The following is a 16,960-nucleotide window of genomic DNA, read 5'->3' as shown; positions in this document are numbered from 1 at the left end:
TAATATTGTAGCTCCGCAGGAGATAATTTGATAAAATTAACTGATAGCCTTATAGTATATTTATGGTAGGAGATATTAGATGAGAAAAGTAATAATGAAAGATATAGCAGATAAATTAAACATATCTATTAATGCAGTATCATTAGCATTAAATAGAAAGGCAGGAGTTAGTGAAGAAACAAGAAAGACAGTTCTTGATGTGGCAGAGCAGATTGGTTATTTGGAAAAATCAACTAAATTCATTCTGTCATATGCAAGTAAAAATATATGTGTTTTAATAAGAAAATTATATTTTGAAGATAATTATTTTTATTCTAAGATAATGATGGGGATAGTTGAGGAAGCGAGAAAAAATGGATACGACATAATTACGTGTATGATTGATGAAAATGAGGAAAATATTCCAAGTTGCATTGAACATAAGAAGGTATGTGGAGTAGTTGTAATAGGTGCAATAGATGATGATTATTTGATAAAGCTAAAAGGTTATAAGGCGCCAGTAGTTTTAGTAGATCATACATCGTTATTAGAAAGTACAGATAGTATTTTGACAGATAACAAGCTTGGAAGCTTTAAGATTACGAAATTACTTTTAGATCGTGGATATAAAAAAATAGGTTTTTTTGGAGAGCTAGAATATTCTCTAAGTGTAAAGGAAAGATTTTTTGGATATCAAGAAGCTATGAAAAAGTTTATAAATTTCAAGGAAGAAAATAAAATGATTGATTTTATAAATAGATATTCAGTTTTAGATAATTTAGAAGAGTATGTAATAAGACAAGATTTAGAATGGATAAAAGAAAAAATAAAGTGCTTAGAGGATATGCCAGAAGCATTTGTATGCTCAAATGATAATGCTGCTATTATTCTAATTTCATCACTTAAGGAAATGGGATATTCAATTCCACAAGATATAGCAGTTGTAGGCTTTGATGATATAGTGTTAAGCTCATTTGTTGTGCCTAATATTACAACAGTGAGAGTAGAAAAGGAATTAATGGGACGTAAAGCTTTAAATAAATTATTATGGAGGTTAGATCATAAAAACGAACTAAATGAAAATATAATTATGAGTGTAAGTGTAATTGAAAGAGATTCAGTAGGTGTAAAAGAGTAAAGTATAGATTAATTGATAATCTGTTCAAATAGGGAGAAGTAAAAAACATGGATAAAAAGTGGTGGAAAGAATGTGTGTTCTACGAAATATATATGTCAAGTTTTATGGATGGAAATAACGATGGAGTGGGGGATTTTAAAGGAATAACATCTAAATTAGATTATTTAAGTGAATTAGGTATTAAGGGGATTTGGCTTACACCATTTTATCCATCTCCTAAAGTTGATAATGGTTATGATATATCAGATTATTATAATATTGATAAATGTTATGGTACTTTAGAAGAATTTAAAGAATTCATAAATAAGGCACATGATTTAGGAATAAAAGTAATAGTTGATATAGTTTTAAATCATACATCAAGTGAACATTCATGGTTTAAAGAATCAAGAAGCTCTAAAGATAATGAAAAAAGAGATTTTTATATATGGAAAAAAGACAAACCTAACAACTGGGAGTCATTTTTTGGTGGAGATGCTTGGGAATTTGATAAGAAAACAAAGGAATATTACTATCATGCATTTGCAAAAGAGCAAGTAGATTTGAATTGGGCAGAACCTAAGGTTTATGAGGCAATGAAAGATGTACTTAAATATTGGATTGACCTAGAAGTAGATGGATTTAGATTCGATGTAATTAACTTTTTAACAATAAAAAATGACTTTAATAAAGATAATCCATATGATGAAAAAGGTGAACAAATACATAGAAATGATAAAGATCAAGATGGAATTATAGACGTTATAAAAACTTTAGTAAAAGATATAAGAGAAATAAAAGAAGATATTTTCCTCGTAGGAGAAATTGGATCAGATGAGTTAATTGAACTGAAAAATTACTCGGGTAAGAATTTATTAGACGTAGTATTCAATTTCAACTTAGGTAGTATGAAGGAATTTTCAGCGGAGAAAATATATAAAGAAATTAGAGCTATGAATGAGGAATACAATTCAGAGCAAATACCAACAATATTTTTTAATAGCCATGATATGGGAAGAAGTGTTTCAAGATTTAATCCAAATGGAGATAAAAATGGAATTGAAAGAGCGATGGCAGCTTTATTATTAACAACTTATGGTGTTCCATTTATGTATTTTGGAGAGGAAATTGGGATTAAGGATTTGGTTTGCCTCGATATAAACAAAATGAATGATGTTCAAGGGATTATGAAATATAATATAGAAATTTTAAAAGGGAAAAGTAGAGAAGAAGCATTAGCTAGTGCAAATAAGAGTTCTAGAGATAAGTCAAGAAGTCCAATGCAATGGGAAAATTCGGAGTTTTATGGATTTAGCAAGAGTAAATCTTGGATAAACATAGAAGATAAGGTAGATGACATATCAGTAGAAATTTGTAAAAATAATAAAAAAAGTTTATTATACTTGTATAAAGACCTTATTAAAATAAGGTATAATAATCCATGTTTATTATATGGAACATATAAAACTATTTTCCTTAAGAAAGATATACTTATTTTAGAAAGAGAACTTCATAATGAAGTAATTAGAATTGTAATTAACTTTGGTATTAAGGTATATATAGAAAATAGCATTGGACAAGTTTTATATTGTAGCAATAGTATAGAAAATGGGCTGAAATTGAATCAGTTTGATTTTATAATAATTGAAAAGAAATAGGTATATCAAAGCAGATATACCTATTTCTTTTCAAATATTAAGGCTTTTGTTTTAGAATTTAAATAAAAAAGTCAGACATAGTAATAAATAAAATCGCATAATAATAATAAGTGCATATTTTTTTATAATTTATATATATATAACCTATAATATTTATTTATTTGGTACAATGAGATAAATACAAAAGAAATGGAGTGGATGAGAATGAAAATACTTTATTATGATTGTTTTTCAGGTATTAGTGGTGATATGAATTTAGGAGCGTTGCTAGACTTAGGTATAGACGAGAAATATTTAATCGAGGAATTAAAAAAGCTAAATATAAATGGGTATGAAATAAAAGTATCAAGAGATAGTAGAAAAGGTATAGAGGGCACTAAGGTGGATGTAGATTTAGAGGAGCATCATCATGAACATACCCAGGATGGAAGTGAAGGAGAACACTCTCATGGACATGTGAGCAACAATCATAGCCATGAGGAACATAGAAACCTTAAAGATATTGAGAAAATTATAGATTGTAGTAAGTTAAGTTCTAAAGTGAAAGAATTAAGCAAAAAAATGTTTATGAAGGTTGCGAGAGCTGAGGCAAAGGTTCATGGAAAAACATTGTATGAAGTTCACTTCCATGAGGTAGGTGCAATAGATTCTATTGTGGATATAGTAGGAGCTGCTATTTGCATAAGTTATTTAAATGTTGATAAAATAATGAGCTCATCTATAGAGCTTGGTGGTGGGTTTGTTAAGTGTGCTCATGGACTTATACCAGTACCAGCACCTGCCACTATGGAAATTTTGAAGGGAATACCGGTAAAACTGGGGGCTGTACCTTTTGAAACTACAACACCTACAGGTGCTGCAATTCTTGCGGCTAACGTCTCTGAATTCAAAGATGATAACGATTTTATTATAAAGAAGATCGGCTATGGAGTAGGTAACAGAGATACTGAAATTCCTAATGTACTGAGGGTCATGTTAGCAGAAGAGGTAAATAATTTGTCTGATGCTGAAAATACAGAAAATGAAGGGGAAGTATTTCAAGAAATTGTGGAATGTAATATAGATGATATGAACCCAGAGCTATATGAGTATATTCTTGATAAGCTTTTTACAAAGGGTGCTTTGGATGCATATTTAACTCCAATTATAATGAAAAAAGGCAGGCCCGGCGTAAAAGTAAGCGTTTTATGTAAAGAAGATAAAATTGGAAAGATAAAAGAAGTATTATTTAGAGAAACTACTACATTTGGAGTAAGAAGTTTTAAAGTACATAAAACAATGCTCCAAAGAGAATTTACTAAAATGAACACTAGCTATGGTGAAGTTACTGTGAAAGAAGCTTACTACAAAGGTGAAAAAATAAAGAATAAGTTAGAATATGAGGAGTGTAAGAAAATAGCCCAAAGTGTGGGGCTCCCTATAAGCGAAGTATATAAAAAATTAAGGAATGAAATATAACATTATAGATATAAAAACATAAAACTGTAAGTTTAAATTAAAAAAGGTGGAGAATATATGAATTCAGAAGAAATGAAGAAATTCCTTAAGTCTGTTAAAAATGGTAATATATCTATTGAGGATGGTGTAGATAAGTTAAAAGATTTGTCTTATTCAGATTTAGGATTTGCAAAAATCGATAATCATAGAGAACTTAGAGTTGGGTACCCAGAGGTTATATATTGTGAAGGGAAAACTGTGGATCAAATAAAGGGTATAGTTAGCTTAATGATAACTAAGGATGTAAATATTCTTGGTACAAGGGCCTCTAGGATCATGTATGAAGGGGTAAAAGAGGTATGTGATGATGCTGAGTACAATGAACTTGCAAGAACAATTGTTATTAAAAAAAAGGCTGTAGAGACTCCAAGTACATATATTGCATTAGTAACAGGAGGAACTTCTGATATATCAGTAGCGGAAGAGGCAGCTATTACAGCAGAAATTTTTGGGAATAAAGTTGAAAGAGTTTATGATGTAGGAGTAGCAGGTATTCATAGGTTGTTTGAAAATCTAGATGTTATAAGGCACGCGAAGGTGGTTATTACTGTGGCGGGAATGGAAGGCGCCTTAACTAGTGTAGTTGGAGGCTTGGTGGATAAACCAGTTATAGCTGTTCCAACTAGTATAGGATACGGGGCTAATTTTAAAGGGCTTTCGGCATTGTTATCAATGTTAAATAGTTGTTCTAGTGGAGTTAGTGTTGTTAATATTGACAATGGCTTTGGCGCAGGATATTTAGCAAGTATTATAAATAAACTATAAACTAATTTTTTAAAATGAGGCTTGCATATTCATTATGCAAGCCTTAATTATAGTGTGTTTGAAAAGTATATATTACATAAAATATAGTTGCAGTAATATATACTTCTCTTATTGTGCAGGGGATTCGCGATTGTATATATCGGCATAGACTTTGAGAGTGGATTGTGCAGTGTTCTGCCATGAAAATTCTTTGGCTCTTATTAATGCTTTAGAACTTAATTCTGACCTTAGAGCCTCGTTACTTAATAAGTTACCTATGGCGAGAGACATCTCTGAGATATCATATGGATTTATTAAAATACCACCGTCACCTACTACCTCTGGAATAGAGGTAAGGTTAGAAGCTATTACAGGAGTGCCACAATTCATAGCTTCTAAAGGGGGGAGTCCAAAGCCTTCATAAAAAGATGGATAGATGAAAGTATCACAGCAATTATAGAAAAGAGGTAAATGATCTTCAGGTACAAAACCGGTAAAAATAACATGCGAGCCTATTTTTAATTCATTTGCAAGTTTTATGAGTTTTTGATCGGAATCTTTATAGCCACCTACAATAACTAAATTATACTTTTTATTTAAATCATTATATATTTTAGAAAAAGCAATTATGACAGAAGACACATTCTTTCTTTCACTAAATCCTCCTAGGTAGAGTATAAAGGGATCTGTTAAATTATATACAGCTTTTAGGAAATTCCTACAGTGGATCTTATCTAAAGGAATATATTTTTTATCTGCAGCTAAAGGAGTTACAAAAATCTTACTTTCGTCTACTGGGAAAAATTTTAAAATATCACGTTTAGAGAATTCGGATACAGTTATTATCCCATCAGAGTCTCCTATAATCATTGGCATCTCTTTTAAAAATTTCAGCAAATATCCTCGTCCTACTGTTTCGGGCATAACATATGGAATTAAATCATGTATCGTGACTACTTTCTTGCAAGTTATTTCCTGAGAAAAACCTATACCATTTTGGGGCATATGATATATATCTATGTTTTCTTTTGAAATGTTTTCTGGAAAATAATAATCTTCAAAAAATCTTTGATGCTTTTTAGAGGTCATTACTATTTTGCAGTTTTCTTTTTTTATAATTTCATAATTGTTGCCTGACCAAAAAACGTGGTAGTTATTTACATTATCTATGTTGATTAAATTTTTAAACACATTTTCTGTATAAGTTCCTATACCTGTTCCACTATAGAAATTGATGCCTCTAGCATCAATTGCAATCTTCATAGGTTTCACTCCTTAAAATTATTATAAAAAACCACAATATATATTAATATATTGTTTTTACTTAAAAAGTGTGCTAATTATAAAAATATAATTAAGCACAAATTATTGAGAAAGTTCATATACTGCAATAGAACAATATTGCGGAGGCATGCATTTGGAAATCCAGGAAGTAAAGGAGACGGTGCAAGATAATTATTCTCTTTGTATTAATGATATAGTGAAAATAAAGAATGTTTACAGAATAGAAACCGAAAATAATATGTATTGCTTGAAAAGCATTAATTATGACTTTAAGCATTTTTTATTTATTGTTGGTGCGATAAAACATTTGCAGAGCAATGGTTTTGAAAATATACCGGAAATCATTGAGACTATTGATAACAAGGAGTATATCGCCATTGAGAATAAATACGCTTATTTAACACCTTGGCTAAAAGCAAGAGAATGCAATTATGATAATCCAGTGGAAATAAAATTATGTACCTCAAAGCTTGCAGAGCTGCATAAAAAAAGTTTGAATTTTAAAGTTACACCGGACATGGCACCCAGAATAGGATGGCTTAAATGGATAGAAACTTTTAAAACTAGAGAAAGAGAAATATTAGATTTTAAAAGAAGAATAAGTAAAAAAAAATGCATTACGGAATTCGACAGCAATTATTTAAGAATTATGGAGGAAGAGCTTGCACGGAGTAATAGATCTATAGAAAATTTATGTAAAAGTGGATATGTAAGTAAGATGAAAGAAGAAATTAAACATAAGGGATTCTGCCACCATGATTATGCTCATCATAATGTATTATTAGATAAAAGTGGGGGCGTGAATATTATTGATTTTGATTATTGCATTCTAGACACTCATTTACATGATTTAAGTAGCCTTCTAATACGAAGGATGAAGAATGGCAAATGGAGTCCTGAAAATGCACTTTTTATAATGGAAGCGTATGATGATGCTTTTTCGATATATAAAAGCGATATAGAAGTAATGGCAGCATTTATGGAATTTCCTCAGGAATATTGGCAAATAGGGATTCAATATTATTGGGAAAATAAGGATTGGGGAGAAGAGTTTTTCTTAAGGAAGCTCGAAAAAATGCGCGAGGATAGAGTGGATAAGCAAATTTTTATTGAGAAATTCATAAAAATAAAATATGGGAGGTAGTATTGTGGGGAAAAACAAAAAGGATGGGTGCATTGATGAGCTTGATATTGACGTAATTGATCCGCAGGAATCCACTGTAGAGGAATATGATATAAGGCTCGAGAACATGGAAGAGGAAGTTAAAAAACTGAAAAAAATAAGAAAAAGGAAAAAGAAAATCAGTGAGCTTGAATTGCAGCAAAGAGAGATATTAAAGAAAATGGACAAAAATTATAAAAAAGTCAGATAGAACTTGATTATTATATAACAATTGACTAATAGATTTAAATTGAGGTGGTGCCAGTGGCGATAAGCATCTATAATGAATTTTCGGATTATATGATGTTTAAAGGTATTAAAAATGTAGGTGAAATTGAATCTAAGAACATAGACGTAACCGAAAAAGTAATAATAGAACAATTTCGTGCTATCTATGCGTTACATGAAAAATCTCTTGGATTTAATGGGTACCTAAGGAATAAGTTAAATAACAATACAGGGAAAATCATAGAGGATTATAAAATTTCTATTAAAAGGTTGGACGGAGACATAAATAATATTATAAGATATGAACCGAAAAATTCCTTTGAACAATTAATCGTTAAATATGGAAAGGAAGTTATAGATAGAGGGCAGCGGTGTATAAGAGAAGTATACCAGGCAGATTATTTAGGGATTATAACAAGAAGCATGAGGCGTTGTGAAATATGCTTAGGAAATACAGATTTTAAAAATATTAGAAAAAATAATTTTATTGAAGTTGTTAGTTTTAAAGACTGTAGTTACAATATGGTGGAAATGGATTGTTTCCTTTTGCTTAGTAAATTAAAAAGAAAAGGCGTGAAGCTTGATTTTCATAATCTTGCTCAAGAGTTCTGCTACATTGAAGGGCTAGACACAAGCAGTTCAAAATTTTTAATAGCTTTAATTTCCTACCCTCATGAATTCATGAGATGTTGTAATAAGCATAGAGAAGGTAAAAAGAAGTGGAATGAAGAGAGGTTTTCTGAGAAACTTATAAAAGCTTTAATTCAAGATGGGGATTCATTAATTTAAGTTATTAATGCAACGATAAAAGAGGTGAGAACATGTTAGACGTTAGATTTAAAGATAAGGCTTATTTAAGTAAATATGATTTAGATGTAGATTTATTTAGCGAATTCGATCTAGTGGTCAGTGATGTTATTCCAGTAAGAAAAGTATTTATACTTAATACTGATAAAGGCGATAAGGTTTTAAAAAAAGTAAACTATAGCATTTCCCAACTTGAATTCATTAATTATGGGATTGAGTATATTAGAAATAATAATTTTAATAGGATCATTGAATTCGAAAAGACAAAATCCAAACTTATATATGTCCCTTGGAAAAATGATTTATATTGTATTATGAATTTAGTAGAAGGGAGAGAGTGTGAGTATAGTAACCCAGTGGATGTAATGCTCGCATCTAGAGCAATAGCTGAGCTTCATAAGGCATCGGAAGGGCTTGTATATGAAGGGTCATTTGAAAGGTTACTCGCAAAAAATGAGCAACGGTACTTATGTGGTAGAATAATACAAAATTTTAAAAGAAAATTAAATGATCTTATGTTTTTTAAAAGCATAGCAACTCGAAATGAAAATAAAAATGAATTTGATTATATATTTCTAGAATATGAGGAATATTATGAGAAAAATATAATGCAAAGTATAGATATTCTAAGCAAATCAGAGTATTACAATTTATGTAAGGAAAAAGAAAAAATTGTATTTTGCCATCATGATTTAGCTCACCATAATATATTGATTAATAAGGAAGATGTATATTTCTTAGATTTTGATTATGCAGTTATAGACTTAAAGGTGCATGATATTTGCAACTTTACAAATAAAGCCATTAAAAATTCTGCCTATGATATAGAAAAGGCTAATGGTATTTTAAGTGAATATATAAAAGTATTGCCATTAAATAATCGGGAATTAAAGGTATTGTATGGCATGCTTAGCTTTCCAGAGGACTTTTACAGTATAGCTAGAGATTATTATACAAGGAAAAAACAGTGGAGTGAAGAGGTGTTTTTAAGCAGATTAAAGAAGAAAGTGGAAGGCAAAGAAGACAGAGAAGGATTTTTAGAGGCCTTTAAGAATCATTATAATTGTTAGTTTAAAAGCCCTACATAGTTGTAAATACACTATGTGGGGCTTTTGTTTTGATAATTTGATAATAAGGACATTTATTTAAGCGTCCCTAATATATTTTGATAAGCACTTAGAGTAGTTGCAGCCGTATGTTCCCAAGTTAGGGTAGAGGCTCTTTTTAATCCTCTAGTTATCAGGGATTGTCTTAAGTCATTATCAAGGAGCACATTATACATTTTTTCACTTAAGGAATTAATATCATATGGATTTACAAGTAAAGTTGAATCCTTAACTATTTCGGGGATAGAGGTGGCGTTAGAGGCGATTACAGGAACGCCACAAGCCATTGCTTCAATTGGAGGTAATCCAAAACCTTCATAAAATGAAGGGTATACAAACAGCTCACAAGCGTTATACATGAAGGGAATATAAGTCATAGATATAAAACCTGGGAAAATTACTTTATCATCAATGTGTAAATCTTGTGCTCTTTTTTTATATATATCATATGATTTACCTTTGCTACCTGCAATGACTAATTTAATATCTTTTTTTAATTTTGGTAAAAGCAGACTAAAGGAATTTAGTAATCCGAGAATATTTTTTCTGGGACTAAATCCTCCAATATAAAGAATATAGTCTCCTGTAATAGAGTAATTTTTTTCGATTATAGATTTACTAAGGGCTTTATCATAAGGCTTATAAATATCTTCGCTAGCTAAATAAGTGACATATATTTTTTCTCGTGGATAGTTAAAAGCTCTAATGATATCTTCCTTTGAATATTCAGACACGGTAATTATTCCATCACATAAGGGAATTATATTGGGCAATTTTTCATTGAAAATTTTTAAATATTGGTCACCAACTGTATCTGGCATTTTATACGGAATAACATCATGCAGCGTAATAACGAAGGGACAGGTTTTCTTTGACGGCAGCCCAATGCCGTTTTGGGGAACGTGATATATGTCCAAAGACTTATCTATTAATTTGTTGGGAATATTCACCTCATTCCAAAAGTTATTTTGACTATCTTGCTTAATGCTTTTTATATGAAAATTTTCTTTAAAGGGTATGGCAAGCTTACAGTCGTCTGGTACAAAAAGCGAATAATCATTAAAATTGTCTATTTTATTTAAAGAATTAATTATTTGGTAAGAATAAGTTCCTATACCAGTTCCTCTATACCATTTTGCAGCTCTAGCATCGATTCCGATTTTCATTTTAAGACTCCTTAAATACTGATTTAATAAATGAATATATTTTATTATATTAAGCGAAAGCATAAATGTTGTTAAAACATACAAGAATTTATTCTAAAATGAAATATTAGTAATATAAATTATAGGGGGGGTGAGTAACATGATGAGGGAGTTTGAAATTGAAAGACAATATGGTATCAAGATAGAAAGTATACGTCCCAATAAGGGAGTGTATTTTTTGAAGACGGATGACGGAGCTAAGTGTCTAAAGAAAATCAGTTACGGGACACAAAAACTTTTGTTTGTATATGGAGCCAAAGAGCATCTTGCAAAAAATGGATTTGACAAGGTTGATAGATATTTTTTAAATACTGAAGGAAATCCTTATGCATTAGTTAATGAAGATATTTATACACTATCAACCTGGATAGATGGTCGCGAATGTGATTTTCACAATGAAGAGGATTTAGTTGAGGCCGCAAAAGAATTAGCTTATATGCATATTGCATCCAAAGGATATGATCCACCAGAAAACAGTAAGTTAAAAACAGATCTTGGAAGATGGCCACATCTGATGGAAAAACGAATAAAGTCCTTTGATAAAATGCAAGGTATGATTAGAAAAAAGAAGAATTTTAAAACAGATTTTGATATGAATTATATTAGGAGTGTTGATGCTCAAAAAGAATTAGCCAAAAGAGCTATGGCAATACTCGATGACTCTAGGTACTTTGACATATGTAGGCAAACAGAAGAAGAGAAGGGATTTTGCCACCATGATTATACTTATCATAATATTATTATTGATAAAAATAATGATGTTAATATAATTGATTTTGATTACTGCAAAAGAGAAGTAAAAGCATACGATTTATCTAATTTTTTGATCAAGATGCTTAAAAAGCAGGATTGGGACATAAAATATGCTGAAATAGTATTAGAGGCGTATAGCAGTGTAAATCCTCTGTTAGAAGAAGAGTACAGACTCATATATGCATTTTTAGTATTTCCACAACGATATTGGAGGCTTTGTAATAGATACTATTATAATGAAGTTACCTGGATTCAAAATACTTTTAACAAGAAGATGGAGGAGTTAATTTCTGAAAAAGAAAAGTATATGGAATTTATTGAACAATATAAAAAAGTATTCAATCAAAGGTAAAATAAACCATAATATTTATTAAAGTTATGTAGATATAATGTTTACATAACTTTTTTTGATTTCACCTATTCACTATATTTTCATAATATATATTATGGGTTTAAATATGGAGGTGGTATTGTGAAAATAGGTGACATTGTAGTAAGAAAATCTTATGGCGGAGACATTACATTTAAAATAATAGATATTGTGCCAGGAGATAATGATGATGTGTATTTACTTAAGGGAATAAATTTAAGAATAGAAGCTGACTCTTTAAGTGAGGATCTAGAATTAGTGGAAGAAGATGACATTTATGAAATTGATAAGGTTTTTAATAAAAAGGTAAATGCATCTATTAAAAGAGTATTAATGAATAGAATTAAAGGGAGCAGAGGAGACAGGGGCTCGGCTATAGATTTTAAAGGGAAAATTAAAGATTTGCAGCTAAAACAAGAAAAATACAAAGAGTACAAAAATAAAGATATGATTTTTGGAAGACCTGGAAAAATACTACATGTAGATGGTGATGCAGAATATTTAGAAGTGTGCTTAAAAACTTATAAGCAGCTATCATTAAATGCTGTAGGGAGGATAATATCAGAAAAAAATCAACCAAATGAAATAGTGAATTTAGTAAAAGAAGTTAATCCGGATATAGTCGTAATAACAGGACATGATGGTATGGTAAAAGGAATAAATGATTATATGAATTTAGATAACTACAGAAATTCAAAGTACTTTGTAGAGGCGGTTATGGCTCTTAGATCCTATAATAGCAATTATGATGATTTAGTAATATTTGCAGGGGCATGTCAATCCTGTTATGAGGCTATTTTAGATGCTGGTGCTAATTTTGCTAGTTCGCCAAATCGCGTCTTAATCCATTGTTTAGACCCCGTTTTAGTTTCTGAGAAGATTGCCTATACAAATATAGAAAATGTTGTAGCTATAGAAGATGTTATACAGAACACTATAACAGGATTAGATGGGATAGGTGGATTACAAACTAGAGGAAAGTATAGAGAGGGGTTTCCTAAGTCTAAGTATATATAGGTGCGTAGGTTAGCTTCAAAAACTTTACTAGAATGCTGGTTATTTTATTTTGAGTACTTAAACAAACTATCATAGATTGTATTAAAAATGGTATGTAAGTATACTACATTAGTGATTTATAAGGTAAATGCTCATAAAATAGATAATAATTAATTATGCGAAGAATAATCTATGGAAATGAATTTTGTTAACATAAAATCAACATTGACAAAATTGTTATAGTAGTGATAAAATATAAAGCTTACTTGACAAAGAAGAATATATGATATATAATGTAAAGTGTGGAAAGAGGGTGTTTGCTTTGGAAAAAATAAATGTACTGACTTCAATAAAAGATGAAATTGAAAGTCATGTTGGCGAAAGAGTAACATTAAAAGCTAATGGTGGAAGAAGAAAGATTCTTGTGGATAATGGGATTATTGAAAAGACTTATCCAAATATTTTTGTTATTAGATTAGAAAAAGACACCCACAGGACAGTGACGTATAGTTATTCAGATGTTTTGACAAAAACAGTTCAAATAGTTTTTGCAGGATAAAACGATACTGTATCATAGTATCGTTTTTTATATTTATAAATGGAGAATAGGCATATGAAAACAAATAACAAGTAAAATATACTAGCTTGGGAGTTATTTTCATGTGACTGATATAAGATTAACAGAGCATATATTAAAGGGAATGCATTAGGTTATTAATAACTGTGCATTCCATTTATTATATGTTTTTTTATTAGAGAATTATGTTGAATTTTGCAATACGAATAAAAGCATTAAATATCATATTTAAATGACTATTTATATATATATTAATAGTAGGTATTTTAGGAGGGTAACAACCTATAAGTGGTACCCCAATAGAAATACGAGGAGGCATAATGTGGAAATAAATTTGAAAAGAGAAAACATAGAGTATGAACAATTGTTAGGAGAAAATACTGTTGATACAGTAGTGAAAGAAGAATATGTAATACCGGATACTCATCCTGATGTTAAGGAAATTCTTATGTTAGATGTTAAAGCCTTAATAAATTCTAAAGAAATAATTCAAGATAAGGTATATTTAGAAGGCGAAATTCAATATAATGTACTTTATATTACAAAAGGTCAAGAACGTACTGATGTGGAGAACGTTGTGTATAGTTCAAAGTTCTCAAATACAATAGATATAATGGGCGCGATGCCTGAAATGCTTTGTGATGCTGAATGTTTTGTAGAACATATGGAGTGTAGAATAGTCAATGAGAGGAAAATATGTCTAGAGGGTATTTTAAAATCAAAATCTGAGGTGTATAAAAATTTTAATTTTCAAATAGTTAAGGATATTGAAGCAGTTAAGGACATTCAATATTTAAAAAATCCTACGAGTATAGATAAAGTTATTAGGAATTTTAATGGTGAGCTTATTGGAAAGGCTAATTTAAAAGTTCCGATGGATAATCCAGAAATTGCTAAAGTTATAAAGTGTGATGTTAATATTCATAAGAAAGAAGTGAAATTGTACGAAGGAAAAATTCAAATAAATGCTTATGCATTTATTAATATGATATATAAGGGCAAAGATAGCAGGGAATTAATTTATATTGAGCATGAGGTTATGCTAAATAAAGAGTTAGATTTTCAAGATGTAAATCCTTACATGGATCAGTATACAGACTTTAAGGTAGATGCTATGGAATATGATATTAAGGAAGATGATTTGGGAGAAAAAAGAATTATTGATGTAGAGTTTTTGATAAAAACTAATACGAGAGGCATGCACAAAGAGGAAGTGGATATGATTGAAGATGTATATTCACCGACTACAAAGCTTGAGATGGATAAAAAGGATTATGGGCTTAATGTAATGCAAGGACAATTATTAACGGAGACATTAGTTAAAGGAGATATAGAACTAGATAGCAGCAAGGGTAAGCCTAGCAAGGTCATTATGTGTAATGCCACCGTTTGTGTAACAGATAAAAAGGTGATTGAGGATAAGGTTATAATTGATGGCATAATGAATGTAACTGTATTATATAGAAGTGATGATGAAGAAAAATATCTTTCCGCTGTAACGGATGAGATTCCTTTCACCTGTGGGGCGGATATATTAGGTGCTAAGATAAATATGAGCAGCATGTGTAAAGTTTCACTCGAAAATATAAATGTAGATATTGAGGCAGCGAATATGGCTGTTAGAGCTGTGGTGAAAGTATATGTAAGAGTAAATTATATGGTACAGAAAAAGTTTTTAGTTGATGTTTATCCAATAGAAGGGGAGGCCCCTAAGAAAAAAGCTAGTGTTACTATTTATGTAGTTCAATCGTCAGACACCTTGTGGAAAATAGCTAAAAAATATAATACAACAATTCAAGAAATTGCAAGAGTGAATCAAATAGAGGACCCTAATATTATAAAGGTTTCACAAAAACTTATAATACCAGGTAGAATAATCATATAAAAAATAATATGGCTGACTGAAAATTGATTTTATAAATTAGGTTTCAAGTAGCACTAACCCCTATGTGGTATAAATAACACATAGGGGTTTTATTGTGTTTGGCATAGCATATTTTAAATTATGGGTAGCAATATTAAATTTGTTGTAATATACTAATTTTATTAACAATGTTTCACAAGAAATGATTCATCTTATATAAACCTTGGAATCCCTTAAGGGGGGGCTGAACAATTATTAATTGAATTGCTTTTGTGAATTATCAATAAAGAGTTGGAGGAAAATCATGTTAGTAAAAGCTTATGGCAAAATAAACATATCTTTAGATATAGTAGGTAAAAGAGAAGATGGATATCATTTACTGAAAATGGTTATGCAAAATGTGGATCTATATGATTCTATGTCCTTTCAAAAATGTAACAAGGGTATTAATATAAGCTGTAATAAGCCGTACATACCTACAGATGATAAGAATTTAGTATATAAGGCTGCAAAACTTTTTATGGACACTTATGATATTAGCGAAGGTATAAATATATATCTTAAGAAAAACATTCCTGTAGCAGCAGGTATGGCAGGTGGGAGTGCGGATGCAGCAGCTGTTTTTAAAACATTGAAACAAGTATTCAAAATAGATGTAGATGACAATGAACTTATGAAGTTAGGTGTCCAAATAGGTGCAGATGTCCCTTATTGTATAACCGGGGGGACTGCCTTGTGTGAAGGCATTGGAGAAATTATTACTCCGCTCGCGCCTTTTAAAAATTATATTTTAGTGTTGGTTAAGCCAAATTTTGGAGTATCTACTAGGGAGGTTTTTAAAAACTTAGATATTAGTAAGATTTTTAAGCATCCAGATACAGATGCATTAATAAAAGCTATGGAACAAGAAAAATTAGCAGATGTATGCAGCAGTATGAAAAATTTACTTGAAAATGTTACACTAAGAAAATATCCAGTTCTCAAAAGAATAAAAGAAGATATGGTTAAAATGGGTGCAATGGGTTCAATGATGAGCGGAAGCGGACCGACGATATTTGCTTTTTTTGATGACATGTTAAAAGCCCAGAGATGCTATGATAAATTTAAAATTCAATATAAAGAGGTATATATAACAAGAACGATATAAATATAATTTTATAGTGGAATATAAGAACGTGTAAAAACCCTTTGTGGCTTTTGCGCGTTTTTATATTTATATAAATGAATATTTTCTACCAGTGTCGTAAAAGCTAATTAAAATAAAGTAGAGTCAAGTTGCTTAATCATATAGTTTATATTGTTTTAATAATCATACTAAAATAGGGAGTAAAGGATGAGAGTTTTGAAATTGTTTGATATCTATTTTCTTACAATGATGGTAGTTCAAGGCGCCGTTGTACTTGCGGTGGATGTGAGAAACTTTAAGAAAGTTGGCATGGGTATTGTTGGTAAAAAAGCACGTGTCTTGGGATGGCTTGCAATTATTACAGCTATGGTTCTATTTACACTGAGGTGGATGTTTTAACGATATTTCAGAAGCATATAGAAAACTTCAGTAGAGGTATAAATCTCCTGATGAAGTCGTTAATGCATCTTCTACGAATATATTGCGG

16 protein-coding genes are annotated in these 16,960 nt (G+C 30.3%); 14 read left to right on the top strand and 2 right to left on the bottom strand.

What is annotated here, in order from left to right; all coding sequences use genetic code 11:
* Positions 1 to 79 precede the first annotated feature (79 nt).
* The 4 genes from ACWJJT_RS09950 (at position 80) to larB (ending at position 5,016) form a co-directional block, all read left to right on the top strand.
* On the top strand, positions 80 to 1,117 hold the full coding sequence (locus ACWJJT_RS09950) for a LacI family DNA-binding transcriptional regulator (protein ID WP_462954619.1): 1,038 nt from the start codon (positions 80 to 82) through the stop codon (positions 1,115 to 1,117).
* A 47-nt stretch (positions 1,118 to 1,164) separates the two neighbouring features.
* On the top strand, positions 1,165 to 2,754 hold the full coding sequence (locus ACWJJT_RS09945; RefSeq protein WP_462954618.1) for an alpha-amylase family glycosyl hydrolase: 1,590 nt from the start codon (positions 1,165 to 1,167) through the stop codon (positions 2,752 to 2,754).
* Positions 2,755 to 2,958: 204 nt separating this feature from the next.
* Positions 2,959 to 4,212 (top strand): nickel pincer cofactor biosynthesis protein LarC, encoded by a 1,254-nt coding sequence (gene larC, locus ACWJJT_RS09940; RefSeq protein ID WP_462954617.1) that lies wholly within the window; start codon positions 2,959 to 2,961, stop codon positions 4,210 to 4,212.
* Positions 4,213 to 4,269: 57 nt separating this feature from the next.
* A complete protein-coding gene (larB, locus tag ACWJJT_RS09935; protein WP_462954616.1) occupies positions 4,270 to 5,016 on the top strand; it encodes a nickel pincer cofactor biosynthesis protein LarB in 747 nt (248 codons plus the stop codon).
* Between the two features lie 108 nt (positions 5,017 to 5,124).
* On the opposite strand, the gene ACWJJT_RS09930 is transcribed toward larB, so the two are convergent.
* Positions 5,125 to 6,258 carry a glycosyltransferase family 4 protein gene (locus ACWJJT_RS09930; RefSeq protein WP_462954615.1) on the bottom strand — a complete coding sequence of 378 codons (1,134 nt, stop codon included), beginning with the start codon at positions 6,256 to 6,258 and terminating at the stop codon, positions 5,125 to 5,127.
* Positions 6,259 to 6,412: 154 nt separating this feature from the next.
* Here ACWJJT_RS09930 and ACWJJT_RS09925 point away from each other — a divergent pair, with 154 nt between their 5' ends.
* The 4 genes from ACWJJT_RS09925 to ACWJJT_RS09910 are packed head-to-tail and all read left to right on the top strand — an operon-like array spanning position 6,413 to position 9,546.
* Entirely contained in the window at positions 6,413 to 7,423 is a 1,011-nt protein-coding gene (locus ACWJJT_RS09925) for a CotS family spore coat protein (protein WP_462954614.1), read from the top strand.
* Between the two features lie 4 nt (positions 7,424 to 7,427).
* Positions 7,428 to 7,652 (top strand): hypothetical protein, encoded by a 225-nt coding sequence (locus tag ACWJJT_RS09920; RefSeq protein ID WP_462954613.1) that lies wholly within the window; start codon positions 7,428 to 7,430, stop codon positions 7,650 to 7,652.
* A 53-nt stretch (positions 7,653 to 7,705) separates the two neighbouring features.
* Complete coding sequence (locus ACWJJT_RS09915; protein ID WP_462954612.1) at positions 7,706 to 8,458, top strand: spore coat protein; 753 nt, start codon at positions 7,706 to 7,708, stop codon at positions 8,456 to 8,458.
* A 32-nt stretch (positions 8,459 to 8,490) separates the two neighbouring features.
* Entirely contained in the window at positions 8,491 to 9,546 is a 1,056-nt protein-coding gene (locus tag ACWJJT_RS09910; protein WP_462954611.1) for a CotS family spore coat protein, read from the top strand.
* A gap of 71 nt (positions 9,547 to 9,617) precedes the next feature.
* On the opposite strand, the gene ACWJJT_RS09905 is transcribed toward ACWJJT_RS09910, so the two are convergent.
* Positions 9,618 to 10,748, bottom strand: a complete 1,131-nt coding sequence (locus ACWJJT_RS09905) for a glycosyltransferase family 4 protein (RefSeq protein WP_462954610.1) — start codon at positions 10,746 to 10,748, stop codon at positions 9,618 to 9,620.
* Between the two features lie 139 nt (positions 10,749 to 10,887).
* Between ACWJJT_RS09905 and ACWJJT_RS09900 the strand changes: the two genes are divergently transcribed.
* From ACWJJT_RS09900 to ACWJJT_RS09875, 6 genes are all read left to right on the top strand, one after another.
* Entirely contained in the window at positions 10,888 to 11,892 is a 1,005-nt protein-coding gene (locus ACWJJT_RS09900; RefSeq protein WP_462954609.1) for a CotS family spore coat protein, read from the top strand.
* A 120-nt stretch (positions 11,893 to 12,012) separates the two neighbouring features.
* The gene (yabG, locus tag ACWJJT_RS09895; RefSeq protein WP_462954608.1) at positions 12,013 to 12,927 is read left to right on the top strand and encodes a sporulation peptidase YabG; all 915 of its coding nucleotides are present in this window, start codon (positions 12,013 to 12,015) and stop codon (positions 12,925 to 12,927) included.
* 262 nt (positions 12,928 to 13,189) lie between these two features.
* Positions 13,190 to 13,465, top strand: coding sequence for a Veg family protein (locus ACWJJT_RS09890; RefSeq protein ID WP_462954607.1), 276 nt, complete (start codon positions 13,190 to 13,192; stop codon positions 13,463 to 13,465).
* 340 nt (positions 13,466 to 13,805) lie between these two features.
* Positions 13,806 to 15,368, top strand: a complete 1,563-nt coding sequence (locus ACWJJT_RS09885) for a DUF3794 and LysM peptidoglycan-binding domain-containing protein (RefSeq protein WP_462954606.1) — start codon at positions 13,806 to 13,808, stop codon at positions 15,366 to 15,368.
* A gap of 283 nt (positions 15,369 to 15,651) precedes the next feature.
* Positions 15,652 to 16,494 carry a 4-(cytidine 5'-diphospho)-2-C-methyl-D-erythritol kinase gene (ispE, locus tag ACWJJT_RS09880; protein ID WP_462954605.1) on the top strand — a complete coding sequence of 281 codons (843 nt, stop codon included), beginning with the start codon at positions 15,652 to 15,654 and terminating at the stop codon, positions 16,492 to 16,494.
* Between the two features lie 186 nt (positions 16,495 to 16,680).
* Positions 16,681 to 16,872, top strand: a complete 192-nt coding sequence (locus ACWJJT_RS09875) for a CLC_0170 family protein (protein ID WP_462954604.1) — start codon at positions 16,681 to 16,683, stop codon at positions 16,870 to 16,872.
* Positions 16,873 to 16,960 lie beyond the last annotated feature (88 nt).

The sequence above is a fragment of the Clostridium sp. CM041 genome (genome assembly GCF_055081035.1).
Note: the sequence above shows the minus strand (reverse complement) of the source record. Positions and strands in the feature narration are given on the sequence as shown.

Bases quoted from the DNA above. Each gene is read 5' to 3' on its own strand.
- ACWJJT_RS09950 (WP_462954619.1), top strand. From the start codon at position 80: ATGAGAAAAGTAATAATGAAAGATATAGCAGATAAATTAAACATATCT.
- ACWJJT_RS09945 (WP_462954618.1), top strand. From the start codon at position 1,165: ATGGATAAAAAGTGGTGGAAAGAATGTGTGTTCTACGAAATATATATG.
- larC (WP_462954617.1), top strand. From the start codon at position 2,959: ATGAAAATACTTTATTATGATTGTTTTTCAGGTATTAGTGGTGATATG.
- larB (WP_462954616.1), top strand. From the start codon at position 4,270: ATGAATTCAGAAGAAATGAAGAAATTCCTTAAGTCTGTTAAAAATGGT.
- ACWJJT_RS09930 (WP_462954615.1), bottom strand. From the start codon at position 6,258: ATGAAGATTGCAATTGATGCTAGAGGCATCAATTTCTATAGTGGAACA.
- ACWJJT_RS09910 (WP_462954611.1), top strand. From the start codon at position 8,491: ATGTTAGACGTTAGATTTAAAGATAAGGCTTATTTAAGTAAATATGAT.
- ACWJJT_RS09905 (WP_462954610.1), bottom strand. From the start codon at position 10,748: ATGAAAATCGGAATCGATGCTAGAGCTGCAAAATGGTATAGAGGAACT.
- ACWJJT_RS09900 (WP_462954609.1), top strand. From the start codon at position 10,888: ATGATGAGGGAGTTTGAAATTGAAAGACAATATGGTATCAAGATAGAA.
- ACWJJT_RS09890 (WP_462954607.1), top strand. From the start codon at position 13,190: ATGATATATAATGTAAAGTGTGGAAAGAGGGTGTTTGCTTTGGAAAAA.
- ispE (WP_462954605.1), top strand. From the start codon at position 15,652: ATGTTAGTAAAAGCTTATGGCAAAATAAACATATCTTTAGATATAGTA.
- ACWJJT_RS09875 (WP_462954604.1), top strand. From the start codon at position 16,681: ATGAGAGTTTTGAAATTGTTTGATATCTATTTTCTTACAATGATGGTA.